18 protein-coding genes are annotated in these 20,470 nt (G+C 57.1%); 15 read left to right on the top strand and 3 right to left on the bottom strand.

Annotated elements, in window-relative coordinates; genetic code table 11:
• From AC2TAD_RS19920 to AC2TAD_RS19905, 4 genes are all read left to right on the top strand, one after another.
• Positions 1-1,357: L-fuconate dehydratase (locus AC2TAD_RS19920; RefSeq protein WP_480869901.1), on the top strand; the 1,357-nt coding region annotated here is incomplete at its 5' end.
• 67 nt (positions 1,358-1,424) lie between these two features.
• Positions 1,425-2,399 carry a sialic acid TRAP transporter substrate-binding protein SiaP gene (locus AC2TAD_RS19915; protein ID WP_480869899.1) on the top strand — a complete coding sequence of 325 codons (975 nt, stop codon included), beginning with the start codon at positions 1,425-1,427 and terminating at the stop codon, positions 2,397-2,399.
• Between the two features lie 57 nt (positions 2,400-2,456).
• On the top strand, positions 2,457-2,999 hold the full coding sequence (locus AC2TAD_RS19910; RefSeq protein WP_480482295.1) for a TRAP transporter small permease: 543 nt from the start codon (positions 2,457-2,459) through the stop codon (positions 2,997-2,999).
• Positions 2,990-4,270 carry a TRAP transporter large permease gene (locus AC2TAD_RS19905; RefSeq protein WP_480869896.1) on the top strand — a complete coding sequence of 427 codons (1,281 nt, stop codon included), beginning with the start codon at positions 2,990-2,992 and terminating at the stop codon, positions 4,268-4,270. Before AC2TAD_RS19910 ends, AC2TAD_RS19905 begins: the two co-directional genes overlap by 10 nt.
• Positions 4,271-4,327: 57 nt before the next feature.
• Here the strand turns inward: AC2TAD_RS19905 and AC2TAD_RS19900 are convergent, their stop codons facing one another.
• Together AC2TAD_RS19900 and AC2TAD_RS19895 are read right to left on the bottom strand one after the other, a co-directional pair.
• A complete protein-coding gene (locus tag AC2TAD_RS19900; RefSeq protein WP_480869894.1) occupies positions 4,328-6,220 on the bottom strand; it encodes a DEAD/DEAH box helicase in 1,893 nt (630 codons plus the stop codon).
• A gap of 273 nt (positions 6,221-6,493) precedes the next feature.
• Positions 6,494-7,246 carry a TetR/AcrR family transcriptional regulator gene (locus AC2TAD_RS19895; protein ID WP_480869892.1) on the bottom strand — a complete coding sequence of 251 codons (753 nt, stop codon included), beginning with the start codon at positions 7,244-7,246 and terminating at the stop codon, positions 6,494-6,496.
• 139 nt (positions 7,247-7,385) lie between these two features.
• On the opposite strand from AC2TAD_RS19895, the gene AC2TAD_RS19890 reads away from it, so the two are divergent.
• The 8 genes from AC2TAD_RS19890 to AC2TAD_RS19855 all read left to right on the top strand — a co-directional run bounded on the left by AC2TAD_RS19890 (position 7,386) and on the right by AC2TAD_RS19855 (position 16,754).
• Positions 7,386-8,492, top strand: a complete 1,107-nt coding sequence (locus tag AC2TAD_RS19890; RefSeq protein WP_170356329.1) for a sugar ABC transporter substrate-binding protein — start codon at positions 7,386-7,388, stop codon at positions 8,490-8,492.
• Positions 8,493-8,580: 88 nt separating this feature from the next.
• Positions 8,581-9,546 carry an ABC transporter permease gene (locus tag AC2TAD_RS19885; RefSeq protein ID WP_170356330.1) on the top strand — a complete coding sequence of 322 codons (966 nt, stop codon included), beginning with the start codon at positions 8,581-8,583 and terminating at the stop codon, positions 9,544-9,546.
• A 10-nt stretch (positions 9,547-9,556) separates the two neighbouring features.
• Positions 9,557-11,065 carry a sugar ABC transporter ATP-binding protein gene (locus tag AC2TAD_RS19880; protein WP_480869890.1) on the top strand — a complete coding sequence of 503 codons (1,509 nt, stop codon included), beginning with the start codon at positions 9,557-9,559 and terminating at the stop codon, positions 11,063-11,065.
• 10 nt (positions 11,066-11,075) lie between these two features.
• Positions 11,076-12,017 (top strand): ABC transporter permease, encoded by a 942-nt coding sequence (locus tag AC2TAD_RS19875; RefSeq protein WP_480482284.1) that lies wholly within the window; start codon positions 11,076-11,078, stop codon positions 12,015-12,017.
• Positions 12,014-13,048, top strand: coding sequence for a zinc-dependent alcohol dehydrogenase (locus AC2TAD_RS19870; protein ID WP_480869888.1), 1,035 nt, complete (start codon positions 12,014-12,016; stop codon positions 13,046-13,048). The genes AC2TAD_RS19875 and AC2TAD_RS19870 overlap by 4 nt, the downstream gene beginning before the upstream one ends.
• Positions 13,049-13,072: 24 nt before the next feature.
• Positions 13,073-13,630 carry a hypothetical protein gene (locus tag AC2TAD_RS19865; protein ID WP_170755804.1) on the top strand — a complete coding sequence of 186 codons (558 nt, stop codon included), beginning with the start codon at positions 13,073-13,075 and terminating at the stop codon, positions 13,628-13,630.
• A 23-nt stretch (positions 13,631-13,653) separates the two neighbouring features.
• Positions 13,654-15,156, top strand: coding sequence for an aldehyde dehydrogenase family protein (locus AC2TAD_RS19860; RefSeq protein ID WP_480869885.1), 1,503 nt, complete (start codon positions 13,654-13,656; stop codon positions 15,154-15,156).
• Complete coding sequence (locus tag AC2TAD_RS19855; protein WP_480869883.1) at positions 15,156-16,754, top strand: GMC family oxidoreductase; 1,599 nt, start codon at positions 15,156-15,158, stop codon at positions 16,752-16,754. Before AC2TAD_RS19860 ends, AC2TAD_RS19855 begins: the two co-directional genes overlap by 1 nt.
• Before the next feature lie 54 nt (positions 16,755-16,808).
• Here the strand turns inward: AC2TAD_RS19855 and AC2TAD_RS19850 are convergent, their stop codons facing one another.
• Entirely contained in the window at positions 16,809-17,627 is an 819-nt protein-coding gene (locus AC2TAD_RS19850) for an aldo/keto reductase (protein ID WP_480869881.1), read from the bottom strand.
• A 146-nt stretch (positions 17,628-17,773) separates the two neighbouring features.
• On the opposite strand from AC2TAD_RS19850, the gene AC2TAD_RS19845 reads away from it, so the two are divergent.
• From AC2TAD_RS19845 to AC2TAD_RS19835, 3 genes are read left to right on the top strand one after another with little or no spacing between them, the layout of a single operon-like run.
• Positions 17,774-19,354, top strand: coding sequence for an acyl CoA:acetate/3-ketoacid CoA transferase (locus AC2TAD_RS19845; protein ID WP_480869879.1), 1,581 nt, complete (start codon positions 17,774-17,776; stop codon positions 19,352-19,354).
• On the top strand, positions 19,354-20,118 hold the full coding sequence (locus AC2TAD_RS19840; protein ID WP_480869877.1) for an enoyl-CoA hydratase/isomerase family protein: 765 nt from the start codon (positions 19,354-19,356) through the stop codon (positions 20,116-20,118). The genes AC2TAD_RS19845 and AC2TAD_RS19840 overlap by 1 nt, the downstream gene beginning before the upstream one ends.
• 24 nt (positions 20,119-20,142) lie before the next feature.
• A complete protein-coding gene (locus AC2TAD_RS19835; RefSeq protein ID WP_480869875.1) occupies positions 20,143-20,454 on the top strand; it encodes a Dabb family protein in 312 nt (103 codons plus the stop codon).
• Positions 20,455-20,470: the final 16 nt, after the last annotated feature.

The raw sequence follows: 20,470 nt of genomic DNA, 5'->3' as shown, positions 1-20,470 counted from the left end.
CCGGCGACAAGATGGAGCTGGGGATCGAGGGACTGGGCGTGCAGCGGCAGGATGTAAAGGCCAGCGCATGACCCGCATCACCGGCATCCGAACCGAAGACTTGCGCTTTCCGACCTCGGACAGTCTGGACGGATCGGATGCGATGAATCCCGATCCCGACTATTCCGCCGCGTATGTGGTGCTGGAAACGGATGGTGCGCATGAGGGCCACGGCCTCACGTTCACCATTGGGCGCGGCAATGAGATCTGCGTGGCCGCGATAAAAGCGCTTGGCGCGTTGGTCAAGGGTTTGGAATTGGATTGGATCACCGAAGATATGGGCCGCTTCTGGCGTCATATCACCGGGGACAGTCAGCTGCGCTGGATCGGGCCGGACAAGGGTGCGATCCATCTGGCGACTGGCGCGGTGGTGAATGCCGCGTGGGATTTGTGGGCCAAAGAGGCGGGGAAACCCGTCTGGCAGCTGGTGGGCGACATGTCCCCCGAAGAGATCGTGCGCCTGATCGATTTTCGCTATCTGACCGATGCGATCACCTCGGACGAAGCGCTGGCCATGCTGCGCGCTGCCGCGCCGGGCAAGGCCGACCGCATCGCCAAGTTGAAAGCTGAAGGCTATCCCTGCTACACGACTTCGGCTGGTTGGCTGGGCTATCCTGACGACAAGCTGCGCCGCCTGTGTCAGGAGGCCAAGGACGCAGGTTTTACTCACACCAAATTCAAGGTGGGCCGCGACCTTGACGACGATATCCGCCGCCTGACCATCGCGCGAGAGGTTCTGGGCGAAGACATGAACATCATGATCGATGCCAATCAGGTATGGGAAGTGGATCAGGCCATCGACTGGGTCAAGGCCCTGTCCTTTGCGCGCCCGTACTTCATCGAAGAACCCACCAGCCCCGATGATGTATCTGGCCACAAGGCGATCCGCGAAGGGGTCGCGCCGGTCAAGGTGGCGACGGGCGAGATGTGCCAGAACCGCATCATCTTCAAACAGTTCATCAAGGAAGGCGCGATCGACATTGTTCAGATCGACAGCTGCCGGATGGGCGGGCTGAACGAGGTTCTGGCCGTCATGCTGATGGCCGCGAAATACAACTTGCCCGTCTGGCCCCATGCCGGGGGCGTGGGTCTGTGTGAATACGTCCAGCATATGTCCATGATCGACTACATCGCGATCTCGGGTGAGAAAGACAGCAAGCGGATCGAATATGTCGATCACCTGCACGAGCATTTCGTCGATCCCTGTGTGGTGAGGAACGGGGCCTATATGGCGCCGGAAAAGCCAGGGTTCTCGATCGAAATAAAACCCGAAACCATCGAAGACTTCCGCTTTTCAGAGGAACTGGCGGCGGAATGAAACAACCGCCTGACCGGGCTGAAGAAACCGGCGGGCATCTTAAATCAACCTGGAGGAACTACCCTAAATGTTTAACTTTGGAAAAACGGCCTTTGGGGCCGCCTGTATTTTTGCGCTTTGCGCAACGGCTGGCCTGGCACAAGAGACCCTGCGGTTTGGCCACGTCTATGAGGCTTCGACGCCTTATCACGCAGCAGCTGTACGTGCGGCCGAGCTGTTGGAAGAAAAGACCGACGGGCGCTACAAGATGGAGGTCTTCCCGGCTTCGCAATTGGGCAAAGAGGCCGCGCTGAACGAGGCGCTGTCGCTGGGTACGGTTGACGCGATCTATACCGGCGTGGCTTTTCTGGGTCAGTCCTATGGCCCGATCAGCATCTCGGACTATCCGTTCACAATGCGGTCCTATGATCACTGGCGAGCCTATGTGAACTCGGATCTGTTCAATGAAATGGCAGCAGAATACAAGAACATTTCGGGCAATACCGTCGCGGCAATGACCTATTACGGCGCGCGTCACGTGACCTCGAACAAGCCGATCCTGGCGCCCGCAGATATGGACGGGCTGAAAATCCGTACCCCGAACGCGCCTGCCTATCAGATGTTCCCCAAGGCCACCGGCGCAAACCCGACACCCATGGCCTTTGCCGAAGTTTATCTGGCCCTACAGCAAGGTGTTGTAGACGCACAGGAAAACCCGCTGCCCACCATCCAGTTCAAAAAGTTCTACGAGGTGCAGTCGAACATCAACCTGACCGGACATATCACCAACTCGCTTGCGGTTGTGGTGTCACCTGTGACGCTGGGCAAGATGGGCGATGACGGGCAGGCGCTGCTTGACGCATTGGCCGAAGCGGCCTCGAGCACATCGGATGAAATTGTTCAGTCAGAGGCTGAACTGGCTGATTGGTTCCGTGAACAGGGTGTTACCGTGAACGAGGTGGATCGCGCACCTTTCATGGCCGCCGTCGCGCCGCTGTTGACGGGCAATGACGTGCCTTGGGATGCTGAGACGTTCGAACGTCTTCAGGCAATCCAGGACTAATCTAGACTGTGCCCGGCCTCGCGCCGGGCGCATTCTGACCGCACAAGGTGGCCCCGAATGACCCAGACCGAAACCCCGCCCGAGATCGACTTTGACGCACTGGCCGCCGAAGACGACGCTCATTTCCAGAATTTCCGCATCACAATCGGAGACTACGGTCTACTGGCCCTGTTCGGGTTGCTGTTTGGCGTGGTCTTTTTGCAGTTTTTCACGCGCTATGTGCTGAACGATTCAGTCGCGTGGACGGAAGAGGCCGCGCGATATCTGCTGATCCTTCTGGGCTTTGCCGGGGCGATCCGGTGTCAGGTTGTCGGCAGCCACATCGTTTTGGAATTTGTCGACAAATACTATGGGTTCCGCCTGCGTTGGGTCCATATCTTTGCGCTGGCGGCAACCTTCGTTTTGTTTGCCGTGATCATGTGGTCCGCGTGGGAGCTGATCCAGAGGACATCGTTCCAGCAAATGGTCTCATTGCCTTTCCCGAAATACTACCTGCACGCATGCGTCATGGCCTTAGCCGGGGCAAACCTGTGCGTCGTCGGTTGGCAGATTGTCTCGCGTTTGAAGCAGATTGCAAAAGGTGAAGACAAATGGGTCTGACTATTCTGTTCGTATCGCTGTTCGGCCTGATGCTGCTGCGGGTGCCGATCGCTTTCTCGCTCGCGCTGTCCTCGTTTGCTTACATTCTGTATTCTGGCCTGCCACCGGTTCTGTTGATGCATAACATGGTCAATGGCATGGACAGCTTCCCGCTGCTTGCCATTCCTTTCTTTATCCTCGCGGGCGCATTGATGAACTCGGCCGGGATCACCGCGCGGATCTTCGGATTTGCGCGCGCCATCGTCGGCTGGATGCATGGCGGTCTGGGCCACGTGAATGTGGGCGCCAGCATCATCTTTGCGGGCATGTCTGGCGCTGCCGTGGCCGACGCTGGCGGACTGGGTGCGATCGAGATCAAGGCCATGCGTGAGGCAGGCTATGATGACGATTTCAGCGTCGGGGTCACTGCCGCTTCGTCGACTATCGGGCCGATCATCCCGCCGTCCTTGCCGCTGGTGATCTTTGGCGTCATGGCGTCGGTGTCGATTGGCAAGCTGTTTGTGGCCGGGATTGTTCCAGGGTTGTTGATGGCAGCGGCGTTATCGGCGATGATCTGGTGGATGTCACGCACACGCAACTACCCGCGTGATGTCAGCTTTAGCCCCTCGGTCATCGCCACCCGGTTTCGGGCCGCGTTCCTTCCGCTGATGACCCCGGTCATCATTGTGGGCGGCATCGTCTCGGGGGCGTTCACTCCGACAGAGGCCGCTATCGGGGCTGCCGCCTATGCGCTGTTTCTGGGCACCATCGTCTATCGCACCCTGACTCCGCGCAAGCTGGCGGTGATCTCGCTGGAAACCATTGAGACGACGGCTGCGATCATGATGATCGTTGGCGCGGCCTCGGTGTTCGCATGGATCCTGACCGCCAATCAGGTCGCCACGCATTTCGCAGAATTTGTGCTGTCATTTACCGACAGCAAGGCCGTTGTGCTGCTGTTGATCATGGCGGTTGTGCTGGTCGTGGGCCTGTTCATGGAGACCATCGCGGCGATTTCGATCCTCGTGCCGGTGCTGATGCCGGTGGCGGCACAGTTCGGGATTGATCCGGTGCATCTGGGCATCATCGTAATCTTGAACCTGATGCTGGGTCTGCTGACCCCGCCGGTGGGCATGGTGTTGTTCGTGCTGTCGCGCGTCTCGAAGGTGCCATTCGAACAATGCGTCCGCGCCACGTTACCGTTTCTGGTGCCGTTGTTGGCGGTCTTGCTGTTACTGACCTTCGTACCTTCGCTGGTTCTGTGGTTACCGAACCTTTTGTACGGCTCGTAAGGAGCGTTCAGGCGTTTGAGCAAGTTTCGAGCCGGTCATTGATTGCCGGCTCGAACTTTACTTGGACCGCCTTGGCATCGCATTGCCGCCTTTTGCCGCTGCAGCGCGCGCGCGATTTTTCTTGCTGCTCGGTTTGCCCTTTGGTGGTGGCGGGCCTTTTGGGCGACGCGGAGGTTTGGCCGCCTGATCGCCAGCCTTGCCAGAGTCGCGCTTGGGTTTAGCGTCGGTTTTCGGCGTGTCAGGGGACTTTCGCTCGGGCTTCTTCCACGCCTTGGCTGGTTTAGGCTCGACACTGCGCGGGGGCTTTTTGCCGGTTTTGGCAAATTCCTTCTTGCTCTTTTCGCCTCGCTTGAAGCTGGGTTTGCCTGCTGCCTGGAAATCGGGGGCGGCGTCCAGTTGAACGATTGCCTTTGTACTCTCAATCGTCATCTCGGGACCGATGGCCTCCAGAAAACCGGCAACGCTGCTTTCGCGGATTTCGATATATGTCTCGGTCTCAGCGATGCGGATCGCTCCGACGTCCGATTTGGTAATGTTGCCCGCTTTGCAGATCATCGGCAGCAGGTATCTTGGAGACGCGTTTTCGTTGCGTCCCTCGGACACTGCAAACCAGACGCTCGGGCCGAACGGAACACTTGGTTTGGGTCCAGGTTCTTTGACTTCGTTTAGTTCCTCGGGCGCAGAATGTTGTCGCGCGTATTGACGGACATAAGCCGCGGCAAGTTGTTCTGGTGAGAACTTCGACAGCAATTCATCCACGGAGTTACGTTCAGAGTCGGAGATGTCCAATTGCCAGTCATCTGAGTTGAACATTCTCTGCAGGTCTTGTGCATTCACCTCTTCGGCGGAGGGTGCGGCGCCCCATTCAGCCGTCAGCTTGGCGAATTTGAGCAGACGCTGAGCCTTTTTAAATGAAGCCGGGGGCACGATCAGTGCGCTGACGCCTTTGCGGCCCGCGCGCCCGGTCCGGCCAGAGCGATGCAATAGGGTTTCATGACTGTTTGGCAGTTCAGCATGGATCACCAGATCCAAGTTCGGCAGATCAATCCCGCGCGCGGCAACATCTGTGGCGACACAAACACGGGCGCGTCCGTCCCGCATGGCTTGCAGGGCATTGGACCGCTCACTCTGTGTCAACTCGCCTGACAGCGCGACTACGGGGAATCCGCGGTTCGACAATCTGGCGGTCAGACGGCTGACCATGGCACGCGTGTTGCAAAAGACGATTGCGTTGGGGGCTTCGTGATACCGCAGCACGTTAATGATGGCGTTTTCGCCGTCGCGTGGGGCGACGCTCATGGCTTTGTATTCGATATCGGCGTGTTGTGTACGCTCGCTGACGGTGCTGACACGCTGAGCGTCTTGTTGGTATCGTGTTGCCAGGCTAACGATGGCGCGCGGCACGGTCGCGGAGAACAAAAGGGTCTGACGGTCGATTGGGGTTTGCTCGAGAATGAACTCCAGATCTTCACGGAACCCGAGGTCCAGCATCTCGTCGGCTTCGTCCAGAACTACGGCGCGGACGTTCGTTAGATCTATCGAGCCGCGCATGATGTGGTCCCGCAAGCGCCCCGGTGTCGCCACAACGATATGCGCGCCTCGAGACAGGGCCCGGCGTTCATCCCGCATATCCATGCCGCCAACGCAGGATGTGATGTAGGCACCGGCATCTGCGTAAAGCCACCCCAGCTCTCGCTTAACCTGCATTGCAAGTTCTCGGGTCGGTGCGATGACCAATGCCAGGGGCGTATCCGCTGTGTCAAACGCCTGTGCATCGCCCAGAATGGTTGGGGCAATCGCCAAACCGAATCCGATGGTTTTACCCGATCCGGTCTGTGCCGATACCAACATATCCCGCATCTGCAGTTCGGGCGCGGTGACGGCCTGTTGGACGGGGGTCAGAGTGTCGTATCCCTTGCGCTTCAGCGCAGTTTCGAGCGTTTGTTTCATGGTTCAGCTTTCCTGGGTGATGCTGTCACCCTCAGAGCGTCCAACACACGGATCATAATCGAAGCGCTGCTCATACCGACAGAAGCTGAGGATGTATAGAGCGGAAAACGTGCGGCCCGACCGCTTGCGAACCTCGGAGCCTGTTTGCGCAACAGGTGGGTTTTCGCAGTCACAGAAGGTTGGTTACCCTTCAAAGTGATTGGCAAGAACCTGTTTCTTCAAGGCCGCACTGCAAAAGATTTAAGGCCGAAAGCGACTAGTCAAAAGCGGTTCTCAATTCCCCTGTGCGTCAGCTCGGACCAATCTTAAAACAGTTTCAATGTTGAAGGCCAAACGTTCGTCCAGCGCCTTTTCTTCCATAAGATCGCGCCCGAACAGAAACGAGCCCGTATGCCGGTTTGTCAGGTAATAATAGCCGATCGCGGCGATCGTGATATTCAACTGAGCAGCGTCGATGCCGCTTCTGAATTCACCTGTAGCCTGTCCCTTGACCAGGATTTCGTCCACCATTCCAACCAGACCGCGCATAGTTTCTGGCAGGTTATCAAGCGACTTTATGTGTCGCGCGCCATGCAGGTTTTCGCTGTTAACCAGTGTAATAAATTCAGGATTATCAAGATAATACTGCCAAGTGAACCGCACCAGGGTTTCCAGTGCATCAGTCGGGGACAAATCTTCGAGGTTCAATTCCCGCTCGGCCTTGCGGATATCCAGATAGGCTTCCTCCAGTACGGTTCGAAACAGGTCTTCCTTACTGCCAAAGTAGTGGTACAGCATGCGTTTGTTGGCTTCGGCCAGTTCAGCGATTTCATCAACGCGTGCGCCACCCAGACCCCGTTTGGCAAACTCACTCTTTGCGGCCATTAGGATTCTGGACTTGGTCGCCTCGGCGTCTCTTTTCTTTTTTGTTTTCGGTATTTCGGCCACGGCTAAACCCTTCTGATGAACCTTTCTATTACTCTGATGAGCCGCAGAGGTGTAGCCACATCTGTTTTGAATGAGCGATTGCCCCCTGTTTTCCATCATTCTTAACGCTTGACACATCATTTCGTAAAGAAGTAACTAGTTAGTGCATTAAAGGCGTGCATAGCCGCGATCAATGCCGCGCGTCCGAACCGGGTCATCAATCGCGGACCCAAGGTGCAGATCGTAATGGGAGGAAAATATGTCGTTCATCAAAAACTATATCGCGCAGGAGACGATAACCCGTCGTAACCTGTTGCTGGCATCAGCGTATGGTGTTGGCGGTGCAGCAATCTCTAGCATGTTGGGTGGAATGGCGCGTGCTGCCATCACGGACCCAACTGTTGCTTGGTCTTATCGCAATCGCACGAACCCATATTGGAATGAGATCGTGTCCGGCGGCGAGGCTTTTGTCGAAAGTCTGGGTAAACCCAAGGATTTCCTGACGCACCTGATCAACGAAGGCTCATCTGAGAAATCGCTGGCGGATGTAAAAGCGCTTTTGTCCAAGACAAATGGCGAACTCGCGTTGGCCATCGACACCAACGATGCTCCGAATGCGCGTCCGGTTGTGGAATCCTGTGTCGAAGCAGGGGCCTATGTTTCGACCCTGTGGAACAAGACCGACGACCTGCACCCCTGGGATTTCGGCGACAACTATGTCAGCCACATGAGCTGGTCCGACGAAGGCCCAGCCGAGCAAACCGCGCGCATTCTATTGGATGCCATGGGCGGTTCCGGTGGCGTTGTTCATCTGGGCGGTATCGCCTCGAATAACCCAGCGATCGAGCGGCTGGCCGGTCTGAAGAACGCGTTGAAAGACTACCCGAATGCCGAGTTGCTGGCGGCAGAGCCCGCCGACTGGGATACGCAGAAAGCCAATCAGGTCATGAGCGCGTTCCTCACCCGGTATGGGGATGACATCAAGGGTGTTCACTGCGCCAATGACACCATTGCTTACGGCGTGCTAGAGGCCCTGCGCGCGGAAGGAATCGAAGATATGCCCATCGTATCATATGATGGTAACCCGCAGGCGGTTGAGCTGGTGGGCGAGGGCAAGATCCTGGCCACCGTCTTCACCAACCCGCACTGGGGTGGCGGTATCACGGCGGCATTGGCGTATTACGCGGCCACGGGTCACTTCAAGCCCTCTGACGAACCAAACGAACACCGCGAATTCTATGGCCCGACCATCATGGTCCGCCCAGAAGACGCCCAAGCGTTCAAGGCCGAGTATCTGGACAGTGTCCCGACCTATGATTGGAAAGATTTCTGGTCCACGTCGAACGGCCAAATTCAATACAAATAATGTGATTGCGAGCCGGCCTCAGAGCCGGCTCGTACATTCGGGTCCGACTTGATCGACCACCACCAGTTCACTCAGTGGGAGGAAGCACGTGAGCAATGTGCTGACACGGGATGTTCTGATCAAATGGGCGCCCCTGATCGTCCTTTTGGTTTTGGTCCTGTTCTTTACGGCGATGGAGCCGCGCTTTTTTTCACTGCGCAACTTTGCGCGGATCGGAATTTCTTCGGCGCCGGCGCTGATGGTTGCTATTGGCGTGACATTCATCATCATAATGGGATCGATCGACTTGTCGATGGAGGGCACGGTTTCGGTTTGTGCCGTGGTGTTTGCTTTTGCTTTCATTGCTTTGGGTGGCACGTTGGCGTCCTGGGCGTGGCTTGCCATCCCTCTGGCCTTGCTTGTCGGCGGGGCAATCGGGTTAGTGAACGGGCTTGTGCATGTCTTGCTGAAGATACCGTCGTTTATGGCGTCTCTGGCAATGGGTTTCGTCGGCACTGGTTTCGCGCTGCTGCTGACAGGGGGCGACCGCATCCGAGTGGAGGACGACCTGTTCCGTTCGCTGCTGACCGAGCGTTGGTTCGGATTTCCCATCATGTGCTATGTCGCACTTCTGTTTCTACTGATCGCTTGGTTCATCCAGTCTCGTACGACACTGGGCCGTAACTTCTATGCTGTTGGCGGGGGCGAGGAACTGGCTCATGCTTCAGGTCTAAACGTCAACCGCGTGCGGATCATGGGGTTTGCACTGGCCGGTGTCTTTTATGCGGTCGGCGCGTTGTTGGCCGTGGGGCGGATCGGTATTGCCGAGACAGCGACAGGGTCGAATTTCATGTTCGTGTCGATCACCTCGGTTGTGGTGGGTGGTACTGCTCTGTGGGGCGGGATCGGCGGTGTCTGGAATACGCTGATCGGTGTGTTGATCGTGAATGTCATTAACAACGGCATGGTTGTGATCGGATTGCCCGGCTACGTGCAAGACGGTGTTCTGGGCATATTGGTCATCGCCGCGGTGGTTCTATCGACCGACCGCAAATCCGTAACCTTCGTGAAATAGGGGCGGGCAGATGTACGAACTGATCAATGTCGACAAGAAATTCCCCGGCGTCCACGCTCTGAAATCCGTGGACTTCAAGATCGGGCGCGGCGAGATCGTGGGCCTCGTTGGCGAAAACGGTGCGGGCAAATCCACCCTGATGAAGGTCATCTATGGGGCATACCAACCCGACGGCGGCGACATCACCATCGACGGCACTAAGGTTCGGTTCCAGAACCCGCGTCAGGCGATGGATCACGGTATCGGCATGGTGTTTCAGGAACAATCGCTGATAACCAACCTGACCGTGATGGAGAACATCTTTCTGGGGTTCGAGCAGCAATTCGTGAGCTACGGCGTTATCAACTGGAAAGCCATGGCCGAGGCCGCGCGCAAGCAACTGTCTAAGGTCAAACTGGACATCGATCCGGCGATGACAACGTCGAAACTATCCTTTGCGCAGCGCCAGCTGGTGGAACTGGCCAAGGTGCTGACCCTTGAAGAACGGATCGACGGCGATCTGGTCATCCTGCTGGATGAACCAACCTCAGTTTTGGCAAAGGAAGAGGTCGAGTTGTTGTTTTCGCTTGTGCGTGAGCTGACAAAACGGGCGTCGTTCATCTTTGTCAGCCACCGAATGGACGAGGTTCTGGACCTGTCCGACCGTATCTATGTGATGAAAGACGGCGAAGTTGTAGACGTCGTCGCCCACGACGATGCGAATGTTGATGCGATCCAACACAAGATGGTCGGGCGCGATGTCGACAAGGAATATTACCGCGAGCAGAAGCAAAAACCTTATCAGGTTGAGGCACAGCCGCTGGTTGCCTTCCAGAACGTGACTGCAACGGGAAAGTACTCGGACATTTCATTCGATCTGCGCCCCGGCGAGGTTTTGTGTCTGGTCGGTACCGAAGGCTCGGGACGCGAGGCGATCTTGCGCACGATCTTTGGGCTCGAAACTCCATCTACCGGTGCCGTAAGCATCAAGGGCGTTCCCGTCAGCAAATTCAACGCGCAAGTCGGGGTCGCCAACGGCGTTGGTTACATCCCTCGCGAACGCAAGGTTGAAGGGATCGTCGCAGGCATGAGCGTTTACGAAAACATGACGCTCAGCCAGATGGGAAACTATGCCAATTCGGGCGTGTTGCGGATTGGTGAGGAAAAAAAACTGGCTCGACAATGGATCGATCGTTTGGCGATCAAGACACCAGATGTCTACAAGGATTGTGGCGGGTTGTCGGGCGGCAACCAGCAAAAGGTTGTGCTGGCCAAATGGCGCTCGGCCGGGTCCGATATCATCCTGCTGGATCACCCGACGCGCGGTCTGGATATCGGCGCCAAAGAAGATGTCTATGACATGGTACGCGAGATGTCGGATGACGGCGTCGGCATCATTCTGGTCGCTGACACTTTGGAAGAGGCCATTGGCCTCAGCCACACGATTATCGTCCTGAAGGACGGTATCGCCCAGAAACGTTTCGATTGCAGCCCAGGGGACAAACCGTCGCTGTATGACCTTGTCCATCACATGATCTGAGGGCGAACACATGAGTTTTGAACGCATCAAACCGCATTTGCCCTGGATCACTCTGTTGGTTCTGGTTCTGGTCGTCGGGGCTGCAGATTCCAACTTTTTGCGCCCTTCCAACTTGATTTCGATGGCGGCGGATATCGTGCCGCTGTTCATCATGGCGCTTGGCATGACGTTCGCAATCTATATCGGCGGGATAGATTTGTCTGCGCAGTCGGTTGCCAACATGACCACAGTCGTGGCCACGATTGCCCTGCCAACCTTTGGCATTGGTGCTGCGTTGATCTGCATTCTAGCCGGTGTTGTGCTGGGCGGGGTTTCGGGCTTTGTCACGACGCGCTTGTTTGTGCCGTCCTTTATCTCGACCCTTGCGGTTGGCGGCATCGCCTTTTCCGCCGCACAATACATGTCAGGGCAGCGCGCGCTGTTCATGGACGCCACACTTCGGGATTCGACCTTTGGTTGGATGACCGGATCGCTGGCGGGCATCCCCAGCGAATTGTTCATCGCCGCCGCGTTGGTTCTGGGTGCATGGTTCCTGCAATCACGCACCACCTTTGGCCGTGCGCTCAAGGCTGTGGGGGCGGGGGAACCTGCCGCCGTGGCCTCGGGCCTGAATGTCAATCGCATCAAGATCATGGCGTTCGCTCTGTCCGGTGGACTGGCGGCGATTGCGGGCTTGCTGTTTGCAGTGAAATTGTCCGGAGGCTCTCCCACTCTGGCAAACGGGTTCCTGCTGCCTGCGATCGTCGCGGTTTTGGTGGGTGGGACACCGCTGACCGGTGGTGTGGGCGGAGTGATCAACACCCTGATTGGCACTCTGATCGTGGCTGTGATCCGGTCTTCGATGCTTTATTTTGAGGTCGACGCGACGCAACAGCAGATGGTGTTTGGCCTTATTCTGATTGTGGCCATCGCACTGACCATCGACCGAACCAAGCTGAGGGTTGTGAAATGACCCCGACCATGCGAGCGGCGGTGCTGACCGAACCCGGTCGGTTCGAGGTCACTGACGTCGCACGCCCCAACCCAGGTCGGGGTGAAGTTCTGGTTCGCATCATACGGGTCGGGATTTGCGGGACCGACATGCATATCTTTAACGGCCACTACGCGGCCGACAGCCTGCCCCTGATACCCGGTCATGAATTTACGGGCACAATTGCCGAGTTGGGCGAAGGCGTAGCCGGCCTGACGGTTGGTGCGCCGGTTGTGGTCGATATGAATATCGGTTGCGGCACCTGCTATTGGTGCCGCCGGAATGAAATCCTGAACTGCCCCGAGATGCAGCAGATGGGTATCACCATGGATGGCGCCTTTGCCGAATACATCTGCGTCCCCGCGTGCCTTGTTATTCCAGCTCCGCAGGACACAGCTGCCGAAGTGTTGGCGTTGACCGAACCTTTGGCCTGTGTTGTGCGCTGTGCGCGTAAAGCCAACATCACATTTGGCCAGTCGGTCGTGGTACTGGGCGCGGGCCCCATCGGTAACCTGCACGTACAACTCTTGCGCACGATCGGGGCGGCGCCGATCATCGTTGCGGATTTGTCCAAGGCGCGTGTGAACATGGCGCTCGAGGTCGGGGCGGATGTTGGTGTCACCGATCCAGACCAACTGGAACAGGTGGTTAGGGATCATACGGATGGTCGCGGTGCTGATGTGGTGATCGAAAGCGTTGGCCTGCCTGCTCTTTATCAACAGGCCACCAAACTGGCTCGAAAAGGGGGTCATATCGCGGCCTTTGGACTGACTGGTGCAGGAGAGACCCTGCCTGTCGATATCCTGCAAACCATCCTGCAAGAGAATTCGATCAAAGGTTCTGTCGCTGGGATGGGGCAGGATATGCATGACGCGCTGACCCTGTTGACCCACGGTCGGATAAAAACTGAACGCTTTACCCAAGCGATTTATCCGCTGGAATGCATTCAGGAAGCATTTGACAGTTTCCAGGATCGTCCGACTGATCTGAAAACCCAAATAACGATGACGTAAACGCCAGAGAGGGAGGAGCTCAGCATGACCGTCGAAGTCTATACATCCAAACCAGAAGGCATGATCCCGAACAGCCGTTTTCCCCTGCTGATCCATCGAGGAGCGATCCCAGGTGGCGGCGTGGATGCCGTCAAGGCCCGGTTCCGCGCAAATGGCTGGGGCAACAACTGGGAATATCCGGGCGTTTACGAGTACCCGCATTTCCATTCGACATCTCATGAATGTCTGGGATGCGCGCGGGGCTGGATGGAGTTTAACCTATCTGTCGAAGGTTGGACTCGGGTACGGATCGAGGCTGGCGATGTTATCGTCATGCCTGCGGGTGTCAGTCATGAGATGGTCGGCCGATCCGACGACATCATGATGTGTGGCGGTTACGCCGGGGGCCGCGACTGGGACAATATTCAAGAGGCTTTTTTGACTCCGGAAATGTTCCAGGCGGCCGCCAAACGGATCATGATGCTGCCGATTCCGGATAAAGACCCTGCGACCGGTGAAATTCTGCACCAATGGCATGATGCGCCGTCCTCGGTGGATGGTGGGTGGAACGATTTCCGCGATGGCCTGGACGCCTCAGCCTGACGCTTTTTCTCGGAGCCCCGACTATGGACCAAAACGCACAGATACTTACACCGCCTTCCGAGCCCCGTGAATTTGGGTTCTTCATGGACGGCAAATGGGTTCCCGCCGGTGATCGCGACGTGTTCGAGCGGTCCTCGCCGGGTCATGGCGTGCCGGTCACGCGCATCCCGCGCTGTACCGAGGATGATCTGAACGAGATCGTCGCATCGGCGCGCACGGCGTTCGATGATCGCCGCTGGTGCGGGTTGTCCGGGTCTAACCGCGCGGCTGTTTTATTGAAAGCGGCCGATCTGATCCGCCAGCGCACCGATAAGATCGCCTATTGGGAAACGTTGGAGAACGGCAAGCCCATCGCGCAGGCGCGGGGCGAGATTGGCGGTTGCGTTGGTATGTTCGAATTCGCTGCCGGTCTGGCGCTAGCTTTGCATGGGGAGAGTTTCAACAACAGCGGCGATGGCGCGTTGGGCATTGTCACCCGTGAGCCGGTTGGCGTTGTCGGTCTGATCACGCCTTGGAACTTCCCTTTCCTGATCCTGTGCGAGCGGGTGCCTTATATCCTCGCTTCGGGCTGCACGATTGTTGCCAAACCTTCCGAGGTGACCAGTGCCACGACTTTATTGCTGGCCGAGATCCTGTCGGAAGCAGGATTGCCGGATGGTGTGTTCAATGTGGTCACCGGATCAGGCAGCGTGATCGGCCAGAAGCTGGCGGAACACATGGATGTGGATATGCTGTCCTTTACCGGCTCGACCGCTGTTGGCCGCTCGGTCGTTGCGGCGGCGGGGCAGAGCAATTTCAAAAAGCTGGGGTTGGAACTGGGCGGTAAGAATCCGCAGATTGTCTTTGCTGATGCGGACCTTGAAGATGCAGCCGATGGTGTGGCCTTCGGCATCGCGTTCAACACCGGCCAGTGTTGCGTTTCCGGTGCGCGCCTTTTGGTCGAACGCTCGATTGCAGAAAAGTTTGCAGGCATGGTCGCGGACAAGCTGCGCAAGGTCCGCGTGGGCGATCCGTTGGACGAACGCACCCAGGCGGGCGCGATCACGACAAACGCGCAGAACCGCACCATCCTGTCCTACATCGCCAAGGGTCAGGAAGAGGGCGCGACCCTGCTGATCGGGGGCGGAACGCCCGAAATCTCGGGCGGGCAATATATCGACCCGGTGGTATTCACTGATGTGACCAACGACATGGCCATAGCGCGCGAAGAGATTTTCGGCCCGGTTCTGGTTGTGATCCCGTTTGATACGATTGACGAAGCGATCTCGATTGCCAACGATACTGAATACGGTCTGGCGGCAAGTGTTTGGACCAAGAATATCGACAAGGCGCTGACCATCTCTCGCCGCGTTCAGGCCGGACGGTTCTGGGTCAACACAACTTTAGCTGGGGGGCCTGAACTGCCGATTGGCGGGTTCAAGGCGTCCGGTTGGGGCCGCGAGGCCGGGATGCACGGCGTCGAGGAATATACGCAGATCAAGTCGATCCATGTCGAGATCGGCAAACGGTCGCATTGGGTAGAGTAATGGCAAACGGATTTGACTATATCATCGTTGGTGGCGGATCAGCGGGCTGTGTTTTGGCCAATCGCCTGACCGAAGACGGCGCCGTCAGGGTGCTGCTGCTTGAGGCGGGCGGAAAGGACAATCACCCGTTGATCCACATGCCTGTGGGCTTTGCCAAGATGACGGACGGGCCGCATACGTGGGGTTTTAACACCGTCCCGCAAGTCAACGCCAATAACCGTGAGATCCCCTATGCTCAGGGCCGGGTGATCGGTGGTGGAAGCTCGATCAATGCCGAGGTGTTCACGCGCGGCAACCCGGTCGATTATGACCGTTGGGCTAATGAGGAAGGGTGCGAAGGCTGGGCCTTCAAGGACATCCAGAAGTACTTCATTCGGTCCGAACGCAATGCAATCCTGTCCGGAGACTGGCACGGGACCGAAGGGCTTTTGGGTGTGTCCAACATCCCGGACCCGCAAGAGATGACCCGCGCCTTTGTGCGCTCGTGCCAAGAGGCGGGCATCCCGTATAACCCCGACTTCAACGGGGCGGTTCAGGAAGGTGCAGGCGTTTACCAGACGACCACCTGGAACGCGAAACGCTGCTCGGCTGCTGTGGGATATCTGAAACCGGCGATGTCGCGCGGGAACCTGACGGTCAAAACTGGGTGTCAGGTGCATCGGATTGTCATCGAAAATGGCCGGGCGACCGGAGTGGAATTTGATCAGGGTGGACAGGTTGAAACCGCATCGGCGGATCAGGAGGTGCTGGTCACTTCGGGCGCGATCGGAACACCCAAGCTGATGTTGCTGTCGGGTGTCGGCCCCGCCGCGCATCTGCGCGAGCACGGGATCGAGGTGAAGCAAGACTTGCCCGGTGTGGGTGAGAACCTGAACGACCATTTTGGCATCGATATCGTGGCCGAACTGAACGGGCACTATAGTCTGGACAAGTACAATAAGCCTCACTGGGCGGCCTGGGCCGGAATACAGTATTACTTGTTCGGCTCGGGGCCTGTGACCTCGAACGTGGTTGAAGGCGGGGCGTTCTGGTATGGCGACGACACGGCCCCCGTGCCGGATTTGCAATTTCATTTCCTTGCAGGTGCCGGTGCCGAGGCCGGGGTGCCCAGCGTGCCCAAAGGCAGCTCGGGTATTACGCTGAACTCATACACTGTGCGTCCCAAGGCCCGTGGTACAGTGCGTCTGCGGTCAAACAAGGTCGAGGATATGCCGCTGGTCGATCCCAATTTCCTGGGTCACCCGGATGATCTGAAAATCTCGGTCGAAGGGGTGAAACACAGTGTCGAGATTTTCCGGCAGAAAAGTCTGCAAAACTACATCCGCAAAATTCACTTCCCCGGTGACAACGTGAAAACACAGGCCGAATACGAAGCCTATGCCCGCCAATATGGCCGGACATCTTATCACCCGACATGTACCTGCAAAATGGGCCTGGATGAGATGGCGGTGGTCGATCCGCAAATGCGGGTGCGCGGGATTGACGGGCTGCGGATATGCGACAGTTCAGCCATGCCCAGCCTGATTGGGTCTAACACGAACGCACCGACGATCATGATGGCCGAAAAAGCGGCGGACATGATCCGGGGCAATCACTGAAATCGATTTACCTCCCCGAACTGGCGGCGCCTTGAATGAGCGCCGCTTTTTTCTTTAGTCCCAATCGGGGGCCCAAGGCACCAAGTCTTCGGTGACGATCCGATAACCTGCCTGGGTCATGGCGTCGATCCGATCCATATCAACGTTGGACAAGATGAAATCCATCACGTCAAAATTGGCCTGAATGTTAGCGCGTTTTGTAGACATGGTGTTGATCGGAACACCTTTTTGCAAAATCCAACGCAACACGACCTGTCCGGCGGTTTTTCCGTAGCCTAGACCGATCTCGGCAAAAATCGGGTGCTTGAACACCTCTCCGCGCGCCACCGAGCAGTAGGACGACAAAGGGATGCCCGTTTCAGAGGCGGCTGCCAGAAGCACATCTTGGTTCAGCAGCGGGTGAAACTCGACCTGATTGGACACGATCGGTGTTTCGATGATCTTGACTGCGTCTCGCATCATTTGCGCGGTATAGTTTGAGACGCCGATGTTCTTTGCCAGACCCTTTGCATGAGCCTGTTCAAGCAATTTCAAAGATGGCGCGATATCCCCCCCTATAGGTGGCCAGTGCAACAACAGGACGTCCACGTAATCAAGGCGAAGCTTCTTAAGGCTTTCTTCCACGGATGGCAGGAACGCGTCGTCACTGAATTTATCCGGATGCACTTTGGTCGTGACGCACATTTCATCTCGTTTCAGGCCAATTTCGGCCAGCGCGTCACCGGTTTCCTTCTCATTTTCATACATTTGAGCGGTGTCAAAGGACCGATACCCGATCTCGGCTGCAATCGCCATCGAGTCGCGAAGTTCTGCTCCGGTCAGGGGGAATGTGCCGAAGGTACGCTGATAAGTGTTTCGAAAATAGATGTTCACGGTGATCCTCCCAAAGAACAAACTCAATAAGTAACTTATTAGTTACTTGAGGTTCGGTCAATTCCCTTGTTTTGGTTATTTTTGTTGCTTTTCGGTGCACCTGAAGGCATAACTTATAACCAATTGGTTACTTTCGTGAGGATCGCATGAGCAAGCAGATGACGGCACGCGAAGCGGCAAATCTTGTACCCGATGGTGCGACGGTCGCGGTGAATTCTTCAAGTGGTTTGTGTTGTCCGGATGCAGTTCTGAAAGGCCTTGGCGAGCGCTTTGATGAAGAGGGTGCGCCAACAAATCTGACGACCATTCATCCCATAGCTGCAGGTGACTTTTTTGGCACGAAGGGGGTAGATCATATCGCCAAACCGGGTCTGCTAAGTCGGATCATTGGCGGTTCTTACCCATCGGGGCCGAGCAATGCTGAACCGCCGCTTGTCTGGCAGATGATCACGGGCGAACAGGTGCGCGCGTATAACGTACCGTCGGGTATTATCTTTGACATGCTGCGCGAGGCTGCCGCCAAACGTCCGGGTGTCCTGACCAAAGTTGGTATGGAAACCTTTGTCGACCCCGAGATCGAAGGCTGCGCAATGAACGCCGCTGCCCGTGCCGAGCCCATCGTGAAACGGATGGAGTTCGAAGGCGAAGATTGGCTGTATTTCAAATCAATGGCGCCGAATGTGGCGATTATTCGAGCAACCACAGCCGATGAAAAAGGTAACCTGAGTTTCGAACACGAGGGGGCCTATCTGGGCGCGATGGAGATGGCCCTGGCGGCGCGCAACAACGGTGGCGTGGTGATTGCTCAGGCCAAACGCATCGCGGCGGCAGGAAGTATCCGACCACATGACGTGCACGTACCCGGTATTTTGATCGACGCGATTGTCGAAGCGCCCGACCAGTTACAGACCACGGCTACGGAATATGACCCGGCAATTTCGGGCGAATTGACCCGCCCGATCGAAAGCTTTCGAACGGCCGACTTCAACGTCGGGAAAGTCATAGCGCGCCGTGTGGCGAAAGAGTTGAAGGATGGTTGGGCTGTAAATATCGGGTTCGGCATCTCGGCCAACGTTCCGCGTATTCTGGTCGAAGAGGGTTTGCATGGCTCGGTCACGTGGATGATCGAGCAAGGCGCGGTTGGCGGGGTACCATTGTTGGATTTCAAATTTGGCTGTTCCGCCAATGCAGAGGCCTTCGTGCCGTCGCCACATCAGTTCTGTTATTTCCAGGCGGGCGGGTTTGATGCCTCGCTTCTGTCCTTCCTCGAGGTGGACAAACACGGCTCGGTCAACGTCTCGCGTCTGTCAGCCATTCCGCACCGGACTGCCGGAGCAGGAGGGTTCGTGGATATCACAGCGCGGGCGCGCAAGATCGTTTTTTCTGGCAACTTCAACGCAGGAGCCAAGATGGCCATTGAGGATGGTCAGCTGAAAATTCTGAAAGAGGGGAAAGTGGCCAAGTTTGTGGATGAGGTCGATCAAATCTCATTTTCAGGTAAGCGGGCACAGATGCAGGGGCAGGACGTGACATACGTGACCGAGCGCTGCGTGATCAAGCTGACCGAAAAGGGCCTCATGGTGACCGAGATCGCGCCCGGGCTGGACCTGCAACGCGATATTCTGGATCAGGCGGCGACACCCTTGTTAGTTTCAGATGACCTTGTCCGGATGGACGCGGCCCTGTTTGACCCGGCCCTGATGGGGCTGCAACTCGCGGCGGGCTAATGGAGCATTTCCTTCTGGATATTCGGGACGGCATCGCGCGGTTGACCCTTAACCGCCCCGAGCGCCTGAACGCCATGGATGAGGCGATGATGGATGCGCTCATGGCGCTGTGCCGTCAGATCGAACACACCCAGGACGCGCATGTTGTGATCCTGACCGGTGCGGGAAAGGCGTTTTGCGCAGGGGGTGATATCGACGCGTGGTCCAGCCAATCGGCAGACGCATTCGGCCGCCATTGGCTCCGCGATGGGCATCAGGCGCTGGATGCCCTGACGCGGCTGCGACAGCCTGTGATTGCGGTGCTGAACGGGCATGTTTTGGGCGGTGGTCTGGAACTTGCGGCGTGCGCCGATTACCGCATTGCCGAGGATCACATTCGGATCGGACAGCCTGAACCGGCGCTGGGGATCATTCCCGGCTGGTCTGGCACTCAGCGGGCGGTCCGGCGGTTCGGTGCCCAGCTTGTCCGGCGCATGGCGCTTTTCGGCGAGCAGTTCTCGGCCCATGATGCGTTGACTGCGGGGATTGTGGATCAGGTCGTCGAAAAAGGGCAGGGCCTTGCCGCTGCGGATGAGCTGGCCAACCGGATGCGCCATCGTGGGCCGGTGGCTACAGAGCTTGCCAAAATGCTGATCAACGCCGCTGAGGGCGAGGAACGTGAGCGTGTTTTCGAAGCGCTGGCAGGTCGGATCGCTGCCGTCCAACCCGAGTTGAAAACCGGTTTGGCCGCGTTCAAGGATCGCAAAAAACCTGATTTCTGGTAAGCATCAAATCATGAGGGCCTAAATATGATACGTCACCTTGTTCACCTGCGCTTTAAGGACGACGTGTCCGACGAAGAAAAGGCCACGCTCTATCGGGATTTGGCCGGTCTTTCTGGTCATATCGAGGGCATTTTGGACTTCCAAAGCCGAAGCAATGTGTCGGTCGAGACCGATCTGGTGCGGGGCTTCAATGACATGTTCTGGTTTGACTTCCGCGACGAGTCCGTGCGCGATGTTTATCTGGTCGACCCTGCGCATCAGGAAGTCGGAGGCCGGATCGTTGGCAAAACAGTCAATGGCCCTGACGGTGTATTCGTGTGTGATATCGAGGTATAGAAGGCGCAGCTGAACC

It is taken from the genome of Ruegeria sp. HKCCD7628 (genome assembly GCF_057221005.1).
This window is presented reverse-complemented; position numbering and strand designations above follow the sequence as displayed.

Excerpts from the sequence above, each read along its gene's own strand:
- AC2TAD_RS19900 (WP_480869894.1), bottom strand. The coding sequence starts at position 6,220 with ATGAAACAAACGCTCGAAACTGCGCTGAAGCGCAAGGGATACGACACT.
- AC2TAD_RS19845 (WP_480869879.1), top strand. The coding sequence starts at position 17,774 with ATGAGCAAGCAGATGACGGCACGCGAAGCGGCAAATCTTGTACCCGAT.
- AC2TAD_RS19875 (WP_480482284.1), top strand. The coding sequence starts at position 11,076 with ATGAGTTTTGAACGCATCAAACCGCATTTGCCCTGGATCACTCTGTTG.
- AC2TAD_RS19910 (WP_480482295.1), top strand. The coding sequence starts at position 2,457 with ATGACCCAGACCGAAACCCCGCCCGAGATCGACTTTGACGCACTGGCC.
- AC2TAD_RS19905 (WP_480869896.1), top strand. The coding sequence starts at position 2,990 with ATGGGTCTGACTATTCTGTTCGTATCGCTGTTCGGCCTGATGCTGCTG.
- AC2TAD_RS19865 (WP_170755804.1), top strand. The coding sequence starts at position 13,073 with ATGACCGTCGAAGTCTATACATCCAAACCAGAAGGCATGATCCCGAAC.
- AC2TAD_RS19835 (WP_480869875.1), top strand. The coding sequence starts at position 20,143 with ATGATACGTCACCTTGTTCACCTGCGCTTTAAGGACGACGTGTCCGAC.
- AC2TAD_RS19855 (WP_480869883.1), top strand. The coding sequence starts at position 15,156 with ATGGCAAACGGATTTGACTATATCATCGTTGGTGGCGGATCAGCGGGC.
- AC2TAD_RS19870 (WP_480869888.1), top strand. The coding sequence starts at position 12,014 with ATGACCCCGACCATGCGAGCGGCGGTGCTGACCGAACCCGGTCGGTTC.
- AC2TAD_RS19915 (WP_480869899.1), top strand. The coding sequence starts at position 1,425 with ATGTTTAACTTTGGAAAAACGGCCTTTGGGGCCGCCTGTATTTTTGCG.
- AC2TAD_RS19890 (WP_170356329.1), top strand. The coding sequence starts at position 7,386 with ATGTCGTTCATCAAAAACTATATCGCGCAGGAGACGATAACCCGTCGT.
- AC2TAD_RS19895 (WP_480869892.1), bottom strand. The coding sequence starts at position 7,246 with ATGATGGAAAACAGGGGGCAATCGCTCATTCAAAACAGATGTGGCTAC.
- AC2TAD_RS19860 (WP_480869885.1), top strand. The coding sequence starts at position 13,654 with ATGGACCAAAACGCACAGATACTTACACCGCCTTCCGAGCCCCGTGAA.
- AC2TAD_RS19880 (WP_480869890.1), top strand. The coding sequence starts at position 9,557 with ATGTACGAACTGATCAATGTCGACAAGAAATTCCCCGGCGTCCACGCT.
- AC2TAD_RS19840 (WP_480869877.1), top strand. The coding sequence starts at position 19,354 with ATGGAGCATTTCCTTCTGGATATTCGGGACGGCATCGCGCGGTTGACC.